This window comes from Pseudoclavibacter sp. RFBI5 (genome assembly GCF_002931395.1).
In the GTDB taxonomy this organism is placed as follows: domain Bacteria; phylum Actinomycetota; class Actinomycetes; order Actinomycetales; family Microbacteriaceae; genus Pseudoclavibacter.
Map to the genome: position 1 here is coordinate 1,422,786 of NZ_PSYA01000010.1, position 13,356 is coordinate 1,436,141.

Annotated in this window: 10 protein-coding genes; 3 read left to right on the forward strand and 7 right to left on the reverse strand. The window is 69.8% G+C overall.

From position 1 onward, the window contains the following. Positions 1–36: 36 nt before the first annotated feature. A complete protein-coding gene (locus C5E06_RS13490; RefSeq protein WP_104307148.1) occupies positions 37–1,653 on the reverse strand; it encodes a DUF6350 family protein in 1,617 nt (538 codons plus the stop codon). 32 nt (positions 1,654–1,685) lie between these two features. Between C5E06_RS13490 and C5E06_RS13495 the strand changes: the two genes are divergently transcribed. Then, positions 1,686–2,018 (forward strand): chorismate mutase, encoded by a 333-nt coding sequence (locus C5E06_RS13495; protein WP_104307149.1) that lies wholly within the window; start codon positions 1,686–1,688, stop codon positions 2,016–2,018. A 79-nt stretch (positions 2,019–2,097) separates the two neighbouring features. Here C5E06_RS13495 and C5E06_RS13500 read toward each other — a convergent pair whose 3' ends face one another. The 5 genes from C5E06_RS13500 to C5E06_RS13520 form a co-directional block, all read right to left on the reverse strand. Next, positions 2,098–3,918: an ABC transporter ATP-binding protein gene (locus C5E06_RS13500; protein ID WP_104307150.1), complete on the reverse strand. Its 1,821-nt coding sequence runs from the start codon at positions 3,916–3,918 to the stop codon at positions 2,098–2,100. After that, complete coding sequence (locus C5E06_RS13505; RefSeq protein ID WP_181062980.1) at positions 3,915–5,768, reverse strand: ABC transporter ATP-binding protein; 1,854 nt, start codon at positions 5,766–5,768, stop codon at positions 3,915–3,917. Before C5E06_RS13505 ends, C5E06_RS13500 begins: the two co-directional genes overlap by 4 nt. 170 nt (positions 5,769–5,938) lie before the next feature. Continuing rightward, complete coding sequence (sucD, locus tag C5E06_RS13510; RefSeq protein ID WP_068479974.1) at positions 5,939–6,823, reverse strand: succinate--CoA ligase subunit alpha; 885 nt, start codon at positions 6,821–6,823, stop codon at positions 5,939–5,941. Positions 6,824–6,855: 32 nt separating this feature from the next. Beyond that, positions 6,856–8,025, reverse strand: a complete 1,170-nt coding sequence (gene sucC / locus C5E06_RS13515) for an ADP-forming succinate--CoA ligase subunit beta (RefSeq protein ID WP_104242588.1) — start codon at positions 8,023–8,025, stop codon at positions 6,856–6,858. A gap of 165 nt (positions 8,026–8,190) precedes the next feature. Beyond that, positions 8,191–10,650, reverse strand: coding sequence for an ATP-dependent helicase (locus tag C5E06_RS13520; protein ID WP_104242799.1), 2,460 nt, complete (start codon positions 10,648–10,650; stop codon positions 8,191–8,193). A 58-nt stretch (positions 10,651–10,708) separates the two neighbouring features. Between C5E06_RS13520 and C5E06_RS13525 the strand changes: the two genes are divergently transcribed. Further along, on the forward strand, positions 10,709–11,665 hold the full coding sequence (locus tag C5E06_RS13525; RefSeq protein ID WP_104299413.1) for an aldo/keto reductase: 957 nt from the start codon (positions 10,709–10,711) through the stop codon (positions 11,663–11,665). 138 nt (positions 11,666–11,803) lie between these two features. Here the strand turns inward: C5E06_RS13525 and C5E06_RS13530 are convergent, their stop codons facing one another. Continuing rightward, positions 11,804–12,829, reverse strand: a complete 1,026-nt coding sequence (locus C5E06_RS13530; protein WP_104307152.1) for a glycerophosphodiester phosphodiesterase family protein — start codon at positions 12,827–12,829, stop codon at positions 11,804–11,806. Positions 12,830–12,867: 38 nt separating this feature from the next. Here C5E06_RS13530 and C5E06_RS13535 point away from each other — a divergent pair, with 38 nt between their 5' ends. Beyond that, positions 12,868–13,287: a DUF3054 domain-containing protein gene (locus C5E06_RS13535; protein WP_104307153.1), complete on the forward strand. Its 420-nt coding sequence runs from the start codon at positions 12,868–12,870 to the stop codon at positions 13,285–13,287. Positions 13,288–13,356 lie beyond the last annotated feature (69 nt).

The window sequence follows — 13,356 nt, forward strand, 5'->3', positions numbered from 1 at the left end:
CGCTGCGCACGGTCGGGGCTCCCGGGTCAGACCCGCTCAGTCGTCGAGGTCGATGTCGGCGTAGATGTCCGGCTCGTCGTCGTAGCGCGGGTTCTCGACCTTGAGGCGCTTCGCCCGGCGGATCTCGGACGTCTGCCGCTCGGCCGGCTGATCGTCGGTGCGCACCTCGAGTGCGGTGCCGGGCTTCTTCTCGACCTCACCCGGGTCCTCGAAGCGCTTCGAGACGGCGTCGGCGACCCAGGTGCGTTCGTCGGTGCCATCCCGTCGTGAGCGTCGCTTGGAGGAAGCAGCACTTGCGCGTGCCGGTGACGTGCTCTCCTTCTCGCGTGGCTGCGGTCTGCTCGCCTGGTCACGTCCCGTCGGCGTCGAAGTCGGCGTGCCGGCGGATGTGCGGCTGTGCTTCTTTCGTCCGTCACGGTCGCCCCTGCCGGCTTCCTCGGCGTCGTCTTCGTCGGTCTCGTCGTCGTTCTCGAGCTGCTCGGAAGAGAGCGGCACCAGCGCCCCGACGAGGGCGCCGAGGAGAAGCGTGCCGAACGCGCTCGCGCCGGTGAGCAGGGGGAAGGGGCCGATCTCCGCGAGGCGACCAGGGCCGGCCGAGCCGCCAGCTGCTAGGGCGAGGATCCCGATCGCGATGGCTGCGAGCGCCGCCGCCATCACCGCGACGGAGACGCGAGCCCACACGCCACGGGCTGCACCAGCCGGGGCGTGCATCCGCACCCCCACCATCGCGGCAAGCCCGACCAGGACAGGAACGGCGATGATCGAGACCGCGAGCACCGGCGGCGAGGCCGGGATGGCGCCGAGAAGCGGAAGAACGGGCATGGGACCGACCAGCGTCTCCACGGGCGTGACCTGCGAACCGGTGCCGATCGCGAATCCCGAGCCGAGCATCCACGCCGCAGACCAGACGATGCCGTTCACGGCGATCACGAGCTGGCTGAGACCCACCACGATCGCGCTCGTCACATCGAGCGGGAGCGACTGGAAGAGCGCCAGGATGCTCGCGAGCCCCAGAAGGACCGCGATGAGCAGCAGTACCGCCCCAGCACCGAGGATGCCGGTGACCATGAGGCCGGCCGCCCGCAGTCCCTGAGACACGGACGCCCGTGTGCGCTCCTCGAGGTTCGAGAGGATCGAGCCGAACGGTGCGACCTGCCATCCGCGCGCCCCGACGAACGCGGCGCCAAGGAAGACGACCGCACCCACGATGGCGGTCTGCCAGACGCCGACGTCCAGGCCACGGGCGCTCGCCGCGATCGAGACCCCGGCGGCGGCGGCGCCGAACACCGCTGCGGTGAGGAGGAGGCCGGGCCAGATGAGATCGGAGGCCGCACGCACGCGGACCCCGGTCACGTGTGCCAGCCACACCGTGATGAGCGTGAGGCCCAGCGGCATGACCCGCAGCGTGAAGCTCACCGCCTCGCTCCCGGCAGGCAGGAGACCCGAGCTCGGGTCGAGCACCGCCCCCACGGAACCCCCGAGCGAGAGAGCCCAGATGGCCGCCGCATACTCGAAGCCAGCGGCGAAGTCGCTGCCGAAGCCCGTCGTCGCCAGCTGCACCGCGACGACCGCGATCAGCGGGACGCCGAGGCCGACCGCAGCCGCGACGAGCGCGTCGACGGCCGAGTACAGGTACGTGATCGGGCGAGGCATAGCACCCCGACGATAGCCGCTAACCTGCCGGAATGACTGAATCAACAGGCCCGCACGAGATGACGGACATCCGACGCGCCATCGATGCGCTCGATGCCCGAATCGTGGAGCTCATCGGCGAGCGGCAGCGCTGGGTGGAGCGCGCGGCGGTCGCCAAGCGCGGTCAGGACACTGGCGCGGTGCGTGCTCCAGCGCGCGTCGAGCAGGTCATCGCGAAGGTGCGGGCGCTGGCGGAACAGGGTGGGAGCTCCCCTGCGGTCGTCGAAGCGAGCTATCGCGCCATGATCGGCGCGTTCATCGAGCTCGAGCTGCGGCAGCACGGCGACAACGACACGGGTCGAACGGACACGGGCCGGTCCGACTGACCTCCGAGATCAGACGGCCCGCATCCTCGCGCTGACAGCAGTCAGGTGCTTCCTGCCGCGCGCTTCGGCGGCGCGGAGGTCAGCGCTCGAGGAGCTGCTGGAACGGGCCTCCCGCGGCACGGAGACCGTCGGGCGCCCCCTCCTCCACGACCCGACCTGCGTCGAGCACGATGACCCGATCGGTGTCGTCGAGCGTGTCGAGCCGGTGGCTGATCTCGAGGATGCTGCGCTGCCCTGCCCACTCAGCGAGGCGCGCGCGGACGGTGCGCTCGGTGGCACCGTCGAGCGCGCTCGTCGCCTCGTCGAGAACAAGCACTTCCGGGTTCGCCAGCACGGCGCGTGCGATCGCGACGCGCTGCCGCTGCCCGCCAGACAGTCCGCCACCGCGCTCCCGCACCGGGGTGTCGAGCCCCTTCGGCTGCTCGCGCACCCACTCGTCGAGGGCCGCGACGCGCAGAGCCTTGAGTATCTCGTCGTCACTCGCGTCAGGTCGGGCGAGCGCCACGTTCTCCCCTACCGTGCCGTCGCTCAGGTACGGACGCTGTGGCACGAGTGCGATGCGGGTACGCAGCTCGTCGAGCGGGATGCGCTGCAGGGGTCGCGGAGCACCGTAACGACTGCCGGCCAGCGACACCGACCCGAGATCCGGGTCCCAGAAGCGGAGGGCGAGCGACGCGATCGTGGACTTGCCGCTGCCGGACGGCCCCACCACGGTGAGGTGCTCGCCCGCGCGCAGCTCGAAGGAGACCCGATCGAGCACCGTCCTCGGTGCAGCGGAGGTCGAGCCGCCATTGACCGGGTACGCGAACGTCACGCCCTCGAAGGCGAGCGCCACCGAATTCGGCTGGGGTTCATCGACGTCGGTTCGAGCGGGCTGGACTTTCGACGCATTGTCGGCGAGCGCATCCGTCACCAAGGGCGGCCGCTCGATGACCTCGTAGAGGCGAGCGGCGCTCGCGAACGACGCGTTGAGGTCGGTCACGAAGCTCTCGACGGCGCGGGTCGGCACGAAGAGCCCGACGGCGACCGCGAGCGCGACGAGCAGCTGCTCGTAGCCGAGGCTCCCGGTCACGACGCCAGTGCCCCCGACGAGCAGCACCGCGAGCACTGAGGCCCACTGGAGCAGCACGACGAGTCCACCGCGGAGCGCGGCGACGCGGGAGGCGAACGCGGAGGCGCGAGCCCCCGACTCGCCGCGCGCATCCATGTCCGCGAGGCGAGCCTCGGCGTGCTCGAAGGCGAGCACCTCGCGCACGCCCTGGACGGAGTCGCTGACGTGCTGGGCGACGACGCCCTTCGCGGCGACGGTCTCCTGCGAGGCGCGCCAGCCTGCTCGCCCCCCGATCAGTGGGATGACCAGCACGACCAGGGCGACGAACGGCGCGACGGCGAGGGCCAGCGCCGCGCCCTGAGTGGTGCCGAGCCAGATGAGCGCGGTGACGGGGACAACCACGGCCGAGATCGCCGGCGGTGCCGTGTGCGCGAAGAACACCTCGACTCGGTCGATATCGCGCGTGCCGCGTTCGCTCAGCTCGCCGCTACCCGCGCCCTCGGTCGCGGCGGGAGCCTGCGGCGCGAGCCTGGCGTAGAACAGGTTCCGGAGACGCGCGAGGGCGGCGAAGGCCACGAAGTGGCCGCTGAACTGCTCGAGGTAGCGCAGGACGGCCTTGCCGAGCGCGAGCGCGACCATCGTCCAGATCGTGCCGGCAAGCGACAGCACCCCCGAGACTCCGAGCATCGCGACGACCAGGATGGCGATGCCAGCGAGCTGGCCGACGATCCGCAGCACGGTGGCGAGGGCCAGCGGCCAGAGCAGCGGCGCCGTCTGGCGCAGCAGCCAGGTGACGAGCTGGGGCCTGGTGGGCTGGCGAGAGTCGAGCGCAGTGGATGCGGCGGTCATCGTCGCGCTCCCCTTCCGTGTGGGTGGCCAGGGTGCTGCGGTGGCCCCGAGGGGGAACCGTCGGCGGCCGCAGAATGACTCGATGCTGTCGCTGTCGCCTCGAGAGTGACGACCTTGTCGGCTGCCAGGATGCTGGTCGGCCGGTGCGAGACCATGACCACCGTTCGCCCCTCGGCCAGCTTCGCGAGCGCACGCGTGATGAGGCGCTCCGAGCGCAGGTCGACCTGGGCGGTCGGCTCATCGAGGAGCAGCACGCTCGCATCGCGCAGGAACGCCCGGGCGATGGCGACGCGCTGCGCCTGCCCGCCCGAGATCGAGAGACCGCTCTCGCCGACCTGCGTCGCGAGGCCGTCCGGGGACTGCTCGAGGTCTTCGCCGAGTTCCGCCGCGGCGAGGGCAGCCCACAGCTCGTCGTCGCTGGCATCGGGCTTCGCGACTCGGAGGTTGTCGGCGACGGTGCCGGTGAAGAGGAACGTGGTCTGCTCGACGACGGCGAGCGCGGCCCGCGCCGGTGAGCTGCCTGCTGGCTCTCCCCCGACGAGCACGATGCCCTCGCGAGGTGCGAGGAGCCCTTGGGCCAGGGTCAGGAGCGTCGACTTGCCCGAACCGCTCGGGCCGGTGACGACGACGCGCTCCCCGGGCTCGATGCGCAGCGAGTACTCCGAGAGCACCGTCTGCCCTCGCTCGTAGCCTGCGGTGACGCCGCGCAGCTCGAGCGCGGCCGCCCCGCCTGATCCGGCGGGAGCCGGTGCCGCGCTGTCGGACACGGGCCGAGCGGCGACCGCGGCGCTCAGCTCCCGCTCGGCGTTGCGACCCGTCATGCCGATGTAGAAGAACTGGCCGACGATGTCGACGGGCCCCGTCAGCAGGGTCGAGAGCAGCACCAGGGCCGCGGCCTGACCCGGCGTGATGGCGCCGTCCCCGAGTCGCCAGACGGCAAGACCCGCCGCGCCCGTGATCATGGCGAGCGAGAAGACGGCGTCGACCGCCAGGATGAGCACCTGGTTGCCGGCGAGCAGCCGCATGACCCGGCGCCTGTTCTGCTCACCTCGCTCGCGCAGGTCCTCACCCGTCCGCGCGGCGGCTCGGTTGAGGGTCAGGGTCGTGAGGCCTTGGATGGCGCTGAGGAAAGCCGCCGAGAGCTGACCCGCGCTGCGCCGGTACGCGCCAGTCGATGAACGGAACGCGCGCTGGACCCCGATGATGATGAGCGGGATGAGCGGCACGAGCAGCAGCAGGAGGCCAGCGGTGAGCGGGTCGATGGCGACGGCGATGACCGCCAGCACGAGGAGCGGCGTCGTGAGCGACGCGATGATCGGCCCGAGGAATCCAGCCCGGTAGGCGGATGCCCGGTCGATCGAGGCGGTGGCCGTGCTGACGAGGGAGCCAGTGCGTTCCCGGCCGAGGGCCAGCGGCCCGACGGCGAAGAGCTGGCCGACAAGAAGCCGGCGCAGGGCACGTTCGGTCGAGTTCTTGCTGCGCTGGACCAGGACCGTCGAGACCGCGGCGGCAGCGGCGGTCGCCACGACCAGAGCGCCCATGAGGATGACGCTGCTCGCGTTCGGCACCTCCCCCGCGAGGATGCCGTCGAGTGCTCCTCCGACGAGCAGCAGGACTCCGGCCAGGGCCAGGGCCTGCAGCCAGCCGAGTGCCAGGGGCACTGCGATCCTCGCCCTCGGGGTCGCACCGACGACGCGCGCGTCGAGCGGAACCGCGGCAGCCGGATGGCCGCCAGGGCGGCCGCCCGGGTGTCCACCGGAGTGGGCCGCGGGACGCCCTCCGGGCTTCGAGCCCGGCTGCGCGCCGGGGTGACCGTTCTGTCGTTCTGGGGCCGACTCGGGTCGAGTCACGGGCATCCTGTCTCAGATCTCGGTACGGCGACCGCTCGGCGGTGCCAGGTTCACGTGCCCGCCGCGAGAGGGGGATCATCGCGTCGGTGAGACGAATGGGCTGCAGCCCGTGTCTCCACGGGGCTGCAGCCCACTTCGTCGTGTGCAGAGCCGTGCTCTGCGGCTGCTCGCTAGAGCGCTGCGTAGACCTCGCGGAGGAGGTTGGCGGTCTCGGTGGGCGTCGTGCCGACGCGGACGCCTGCAGCCTCGAGGGCCTCCTTCTTGGCCTGCGCGGTACCAGCGGACCCGGTGACGATCGCGCCCGCGTGTCCCATGGTCTTGCCCTCAGGGGCGGTGAAGCCGGCGACGTAGCCCACGACGGGCTTCGTCACGTGCGCCTTGATGTACTCGGCGGCACGCTCTTCGGCGTCTCCGCCGATCTCGCCGATCATGACGATCGCCTTCGTGTCGGGGTCGGCCTCGAACGCCTCGAGGGCGTCGATGTGCGTCGTGCCGATGACGGGGTCGCCGCCGATGCCGATCGCGGTCGAGATGCCGAGGTCGCGGAGCTCGTACATCATCTGGTACGTGAGCGTGCCCGACTTGGAGACGAGGCCGATGGGGCCGGCGCCCGTGATGTTCGCGGGCGTGATGCCGGCGAGCGACTTCTCCGGGGAGATGATGCCTGGGCAGTTCGGGCCGATGAGGCGCGTCTTGCCGACGCTCTGCGCGTGCGACCAGGCTTCGGAGGAGTCCTTGACCGGGATGCCCTCGGTGATCGCGACGGCAAGCGGGATCTCGGCGTCGATGGCTTCGATGATGGCGTCCTTGGCGAAGGCCGGCGGCACGAAGATGACGGTGACGTTCGCGCCGGTGGCCTCGATGGCCTCCTTCACGGTGCCGAAGATCGGGAGTTCCTTGCCCGCGAGCTCGAGCGTCTGCCCGGCCTTGCGGGGGTTGGTGCCTCCGACGATGTTGGAGCCGGCCTCGAGCATGCGCGTGGCGTGCTTCGAGCCCTCAGAGCCGGTGATGCCCTGAACGATGATCTTGGAGTTCTCGTCGAGGAAGATCGACATTGTTGTTCCTTCTCTGCTTTTCTTCGGGCGACTCAGGCGCGGGCGGCGAGTTCGGCGGCCTTGTCGGCTGCCTCGTCCATGGTGGCGACGACGGTCACGAGGGGGTGGTTCGCCTCGGCGAGGATGCGACGACCCTCTTCGACGTTGTTGCCGTCGATGCGGACGACGATCTGCTTCGTGGCCGAGTCGCCGAGCGTGTTGAGCGCGCCCACGATGCCGTTGGCGACGGCGTCGCAAGAGGTGATGCCGCCGAAGACGTTCACGAAGACCGACTTGACCTGCTCGTCGCCGAGGATGACGTCGAGACCAGCGGCCATGACCTCGGCGGATGCTCCGCCTCCGATGTCGAGGAAGTTGGCGGGCTTCTGTCCGCCGTGCTTCTCGCCTGCGCCGGCGACGACGTCGAGCGTCGACATGACGAGGCCAGCGCCGTTTCCGATGATGCCGACGGAGCCGTCGAGCTTCACGTAGTTGAGGTCGTGGGCCTTCGCCTTGACCTCGAGCGGGTCGAGTCCGCCTGCTGCCTCGGCGAGCGCGACGTGGTCGGCGTGACGGAACTCGGCGTTCTCGTCGATCGTGACCTTGCCGTCGAGAGCGACGATGTCGCCGCCCTTGGTGAGGACAAGCGGGTTGACCTCGACGAGCGTCGCGTCTTCCTGGTTGTACACCTCGTAGAGTTTGACGAAGACGTCAGCGACCTTGGCGACGAGCTCTTCCGGGAAGTTCGCGGCGCGCGCGATCTCCTCGGCCTTGGCTGCGTCGATGCCGCGGATCGGGTCGACGGCCACGCGAGCGAGCGCCTCTGGCTTCTCGACGGCGAGCTGCTCGATCTCCATGCCACCCTCGACGCTCGCCATGGCGAGGTACGAGCGGTTGGCGCGGTCGAGGAGCACGGAGAAGTAGAACTCCTGGTCGATGTCCGCGCCCTGCGCGATCATGACCTTCTCGACGATGTGGCCCTTGATGTCGAGGCCCAGGATGGCCTCGGCTGCGGTGAACGCCTCGTCGGGGGTCTTAGCGAGCTTGACGCCGCCAGCCTTGCCGCGGCCTCCGACCTTGACCTGTGCCTTGACGACGGTGACGCCGCCGATCTTCTCGGCTGCGGCCTTCGCCTCCTCGGGCGTGTAGGCCACGAGTCCCTGGAGAACTGGAACACCGTGGGCGTCGAATACATCTCGCGCCTGGTACTCAAAGAGATCCACGTTTCATCCCATCCGCGACGCGTCGTCGCGTTCGTTCGCCCGAGCCTTCGGATTCTCGCGCTCGAGCCTTCAGAATTTGCAGAGCGGACCGCATCGCCGGCAGGCAGTGTGTGCCCGCCGCCCGGCAAAACACGTCCGTCGTCCAGCCTAGTGCCAGCGGGGGCCTCAGTTGCCCAGCTTCTCGATCGGAGCGAGTTTCACGAGCAGCTTCTTGCGGCCGGCGCTGTCGAAGTCGACTTCAGCGATTCGCTTCGCCTCGCTGCCGAGGATCGCGCGCACGGTGCCCTCACCGAAGTCGACGTGCGTGATGCGGTCGCCGGCGACGAGCTCCATGCCGCTGTTGTCGCGCATCTGTCCGGTGACCTCGTTGATCCACTTCTGCTTCGGCTTGGCCTTCGGGGCGGTCTCGCGACCCGCGTCGGAGTCGCGGAAGCGCACGGCGCTGGAGAAGCCCGCACTGCCGGCGTCGGCGGCGCTGCGCCCGTAGCCGCCCGCGGTCCCGTACCCCTCGCTGCCGAGCGGCTTGCGAGCGGAGGCCACCGATCGCTGCTCGAAGCCGCCCCTGCCTGCGGCGGATCCCGGCGAGACCCTCCATTCGATGAGCTCGGACGGGATCTCCTGGAGGTAGCGGCTCGGCAGCGCGGCTGCCGTCTCACCGAACTGCGAGCGCATCATGGCGAGGGAGAGGTGCAGGCGCTTGCGCGCACGCGTGATGCCGACGTAGAAGAGGCGTCGCTCCTCAGCCGGACCGCCTGGCTCGTCTGCGGCGATGCGGTGGGGCAGCAGCTCCTCCTCGACTCCCGTGATGAAGACCGAGTCGTACTCGAGCCCCTTCGCGGTGTGGAGCGTCATGAGCACGACGGCCCCGGACTCGTCGATGAGGTCGTCGGCGGCTGCGACGAGGGCGACGTCGGTGAGGAAGTCGATGACGGAGCCGCCCGCGTTGTTCTTGTCGAACTCGGCGGCCACCGAGATGAGCTCCTCGACGTTCTCGGCGCGGGCCTCGTCTTGGGGGTTGCCGGTCTGCAGGAGCTTCTCGAGGTAGCCGGTGCCCTTGACGATGGTCTTCAGCGTCTGGCTCACCGTCTTGCGTCCGGTCGGCGCGTCGATGTCGAGGCCGGCGGTCGCGTCGTCGAGCAGCTTGGCGAGCTGCGCGATGGCACCCGTGACCTTCGGCCCGAGCCCGAGCTCGCCCGCGCGGCGCATGGCGTCGCGGAACGTGATGTCGTACCGGTTCGCGAAGTCCCAGATCGCGGTCTCCGTCGCCGGTCCGATCGACCGCTTCGGGGAGTTCAGGATGCGCCTCGTCGACATCTCGTCGGCCGGGTTGACGAGGGCCGTGAGGTACGCGATGAGGTCCTTGATCTCGGCGCGCTCGTAGAACTTCGTGCCGCCGACGAGGCGGTAGGGCACGGCGGAGCGGATGAAGATCTCCTCGAGCGCGCGCGTCTGCGCGTTGGTGCGGTAGAAGACGGCCATGTCGTTGTAGCTCTGGCCGGCGTCGCGGAGCTTGTGGATCTCATCCGCGACGAACTGCGCCTCGTCGTGGGCGGAGAAGCCAGTGAAGCCGACGATCTTCGCCCCCTCGCCTCCGTCGGACCACAGCTTCTTGTCGACGCGGTCGAAGTTGTTGCGGATGACCGCGTTGGCGGCCGAGAGGATGTTCTGCGTGGAGCGGTAGTTCTGCTCGAGGAGCACCACCTTCGCGTCGGAGAAGTCGCGCTCGAACTCGCTGATGTTGCGGATGTCCGCGCCGCGGAAGGCGTAGATCGACTGGTCGGAGTCGCCGACGACCGTGAGCGAGGCCCCAGGGATGCCGCCGTTCGCGTCGAGTTCCATGCGGGTGTCGTGCGGCACGTGCTGCGGCTCCACCGAGCGCGTGAGCTCACGGATGAGCGAGTACTGGGCGTGGTTCGTGTCCTGGTACTCGTCGACCAGCACGTGGCGGAACCGGCGCTGGTACTGGGCCGCGACGTCGGGGAAGGCGCGGAGCATCCACACCGTCTGCGAGATGAGGTCGTCGAAGTCGAAGGCGTTGGCGCGACGCAGCGACTGGGTGTACTGCCGGTAGATGTCGAGGAACATCGCGTCGCGTGGGTCGCTCATGTTGGCTTGGCGGGCGAAGCCGTCGACATCGGTGAGCTCGTTCTTCAGCTTCGAGATGCGCGACTGCACGCTCGACACGGTGAAGCCGAGCACGTCGGCCTCGAGGGCCTTCACGATGCGCTTGATGAGGGCCTTCGAGTCGGCCGAGTCGTAGATCGTGAAGCTCGTCGTGAAGCCGAACTTGTCGGCCTCCCGGCGCAGGATGCGCACGCAGGCCGAGTGGAACGTGGAGATCCACATGCCATCCGCTGCACCTCCCACGATGTGCTGGATGCGCTCGCGCATCTCGGCGGCGGCCTTGTTGGTGAAGGTGATCGCGAGGATCTGGCTCGGCCAGGCCTCACGGGAGGCGATGAGACCGGCGATGCGGTGGGTGAGCACCCGCGTCTTGCCGGAGCCCGCGCCCGCCACGATGAGCAGCGCGGGGCCGCGATAGGTGACGGCTTCCTTCTGTTGCGGATTGAGTCCGTCGAGGAGGTCGTTTTCAGAGGGATCGAAGACAGGTGGCAGTAGCGTCATGACTCGTTGATTGTAGGTGCGGCCACCGACATCGCGGAGGCCGCGGAAGGGAATCACCTTGACCACGCAGCTCTCCCCCGCCCGTCGCGCGCTCGGCGGGACGCTCTCCGTCTCTCCCGTCGCCCTCGGCGGCAACGTCTTCGGCTGGACGGCCGACCGCGACGAGTCGTTCGCGATCCTGGACGCCTACGTCGAGGCCGGCGGCAACTTCATCGATACCGCCGACGTCTACTCTGCCTGGGTTCCTGGCAACTCAGGCGCGGAATCCGAGACCATCATCGGCGAGTGGCTCCGCTCGCGCGGTCGCCCGGAGGATCTTGTCATCGCGACCAAGGTCGCGCAGTTCGCGAAGCGGCCGGGTCTCAGCGCCGACAACGTTCGCGCTGCCGTGGACGACAGCCTCGAGCGCCTCGGTGTCGAGCGGATCGACCTCTACTACGCGCACCGCGACGACCCGGAGACGCCCATCGCCGAGACCGCCGCCGTGTTCTCCGAGCTTGTCGACGCCGGCAAGATCACGGCCATCGGCGTCTCGAACTACTCGCCGCCTCGGCTGCGCGAGTGGCTCGCGGCGGTCGAGAACGGTCGCCTGCACCAGCCGACGGCCCTGCAGCCCGAGTACAACCTCCTCGAGCGCGACATCGAAGGCGAGCTGCTGCCGCTGGCCCGCGAGGCCGGCATCGGCGTCGTCCCGTACTTCGCGCTGGCGCACGGCTTCCTGACCGGCAAGTACCGCAGGGACGTCGAGGTCGAGTCGGCCCGCGCGAGCTCCGTCGAGCAGTACCGGAACGACCACGGCTACGCGATCGCGGATGCGGTCGCCACCATCGCGAAGAGCCACGACACCCAGCCGGGCACCGTGGCGCTCGCGTGGCTCGCCGCTCAGCCCGGCGTCGTGGCGCCGATCGCAAGCGCGCGCACGGCCGCGCAGCTGCCGCTCATCACGGACGCCTTCACGCTCAAGCTCAGCGACGACGAGCTGAAGACGCTCGACAGGGTCTCCGCGAAGGCCTGACTCCCGACCCGAGCGCCAGAGAGGTGCGAGAGATGCAGGCTCCCCGCACCGGGAGCCTGCATCTCTCGCACCTCTGTCGTCTGGCACCTCTGTCGTCTGGCACCTCTGTCGCCTGGCGCTTCTCTCGTCTGGGCTGCCTCACCGAGTCGGGTGGAGTTCGTCGATCAGCGCCCGGACACGACCGGGCGCATCCGCGAAGACCCCGTCGACGCCGGTCCGCAGGATGCCGCGCCAGTAGGCCTCCGGTCTGCCCGCGAGCGCGGGAGGCAGGAAGTGGTCTTCTGGCCGCAGCGTCCACGTGAACACCCGCAGGTCCCTCGCGTGGGCGCGGCCGACCAGGCTCAGCCCCGCCTCCGGATGCACCGCGCCTGCCTCATCCGCGATCCCGAGCAGGAGGTGGCTTGGGCTGATGCCGTCCGCCCACTCCGCGACCGCATCCAGCCCCCGGTCGGTGAGATCGCTCGCGTAGTCGAGAGCCACAGCGCCGTCTCGGACCCGCCGGTCGTCGGGAACCCCCTCGCTGTCGATGAGATAGACGAGGGATGCGCCCTCGGCCACGCCGCGTCGCCGCACCTCGCGCAGCACCTCCCCTTCGAAGCTCTCGAGCACGAGGGCGTCGAGCACGGGCGAGCCCCAGAGACCGGCGAGCTCCCTGTCGAGGAGCTCGACGAGGTCGAAGCCGAGCGCACGGAACCAGCTCGCGTGCTTGAGCTCGATCACGAGGCGAGGCCGCTGGCCCGCGTTCGTCCGCCGCTCGGCGAGGAGCTCGACGAGCTCGCGGAGCCGGAGCATCGGCAGCTGCCCGTCGAACGCGGTGTTCGCAGGGCGGAGGCCCGGGATTCGCTCCACAGCGTGCAGCGTGCGCAGCTGCTCCCACGTGTAGTCGTGGGCGAACCAGTCGGTGACCGTGCCGTCCGGCGTCCACGCTCGCCGAGCGGGGCCGAACTCGGCGGCTCTCGCCCCGATGTCGGTGCTCTCGCCGAGCAGGGGCTCATGCCGCACGAGGAGCACCCCGTCGCGGGTCGGGACCACATCCGGCTCCAGCGCGTCGGCCCCCTGCCGCAGGGCCAGGAGGTAGCCGTCGATGGTGTGCTCAGGGAGATGGGCTGGAGCCCCTCTGTGGCCGATGAGGAGAGGCGAGGTCTGGTGAATGGGCGCGTTCACGCGCGCAGTATGTCGTACCCCGGCGTACCGTTGGTGTCATGCGGCGTACACGTTCGATCTATCGCGCTGGCGGCGGCTACGCGCTCCCACTCATCGTGGATCTCCTGCTCGTCGTGGTCTTCGCGGTCATAGGGCGCATGAGTCACTCCGAGGGGCTGTCCCTGGCCGGCATCGTGACCACGGGCTGGCCGTTTGTGCTCGCGCTCCTGGTCGGCTGGGTGCTCGTGACGCTGTTCAGGTGGAGGCCGTGGCGTCCGCTCCCGTCTGGAGCGTTCATCTGGGTCGTCACCGTCGGTGGCGGCATGCTGCTTCGCCTCCTCGTCGGAGACACGGCGGAGACGGCGTTCGTCGTGGTCGCATCGATCGTGCTCGGCGCGTTCCTGCTGCTCCCGCGCATCCTCCTCGGCACGGGTCGGGATGCAGGTGCGAGCGCACCTCGCTCGCCGAGTGTCCGCTGACGGCGCACAGCTCCAGGCTGGATTCACGAACTCTTTCGCTAGAATCCCGGCAACCCCGTCTACGGCGGG

What these genes read in the sequence shown, in the direction of transcription:
- C5E06_RS13490 (WP_104307148.1), bottom strand. Translation starts at nt 1,653, where the DNA reads ATGCCTCGCCCGATCACGTACCTGTACTCGGCCGTCGACGCGCTCGTC.
- C5E06_RS13495 (WP_104307149.1), top strand. Translation starts at nt 1,686, where the DNA reads ATGACTGAATCAACAGGCCCGCACGAGATGACGGACATCCGACGCGCC.
- C5E06_RS13500 (WP_104307150.1), bottom strand. Translation starts at nt 3,918, where the DNA reads ATGACCGCCGCATCCACTGCGCTCGACTCTCGCCAGCCCACCAGGCCC.
- sucD (WP_068479974.1), bottom strand. Translation starts at nt 6,823, where the DNA reads ATGTCGATCTTCCTCGACGAGAACTCCAAGATCATCGTTCAGGGCATC.
- C5E06_RS13520 (WP_104242799.1), bottom strand. Translation starts at nt 10,650, where the DNA reads ATGACGCTACTGCCACCTGTCTTCGATCCCTCTGAAAACGACCTCCTC.
- C5E06_RS13535 (WP_104307153.1), top strand. Translation starts at nt 12,868, where the DNA reads ATGCGGCGTACACGTTCGATCTATCGCGCTGGCGGCGGCTACGCGCTC.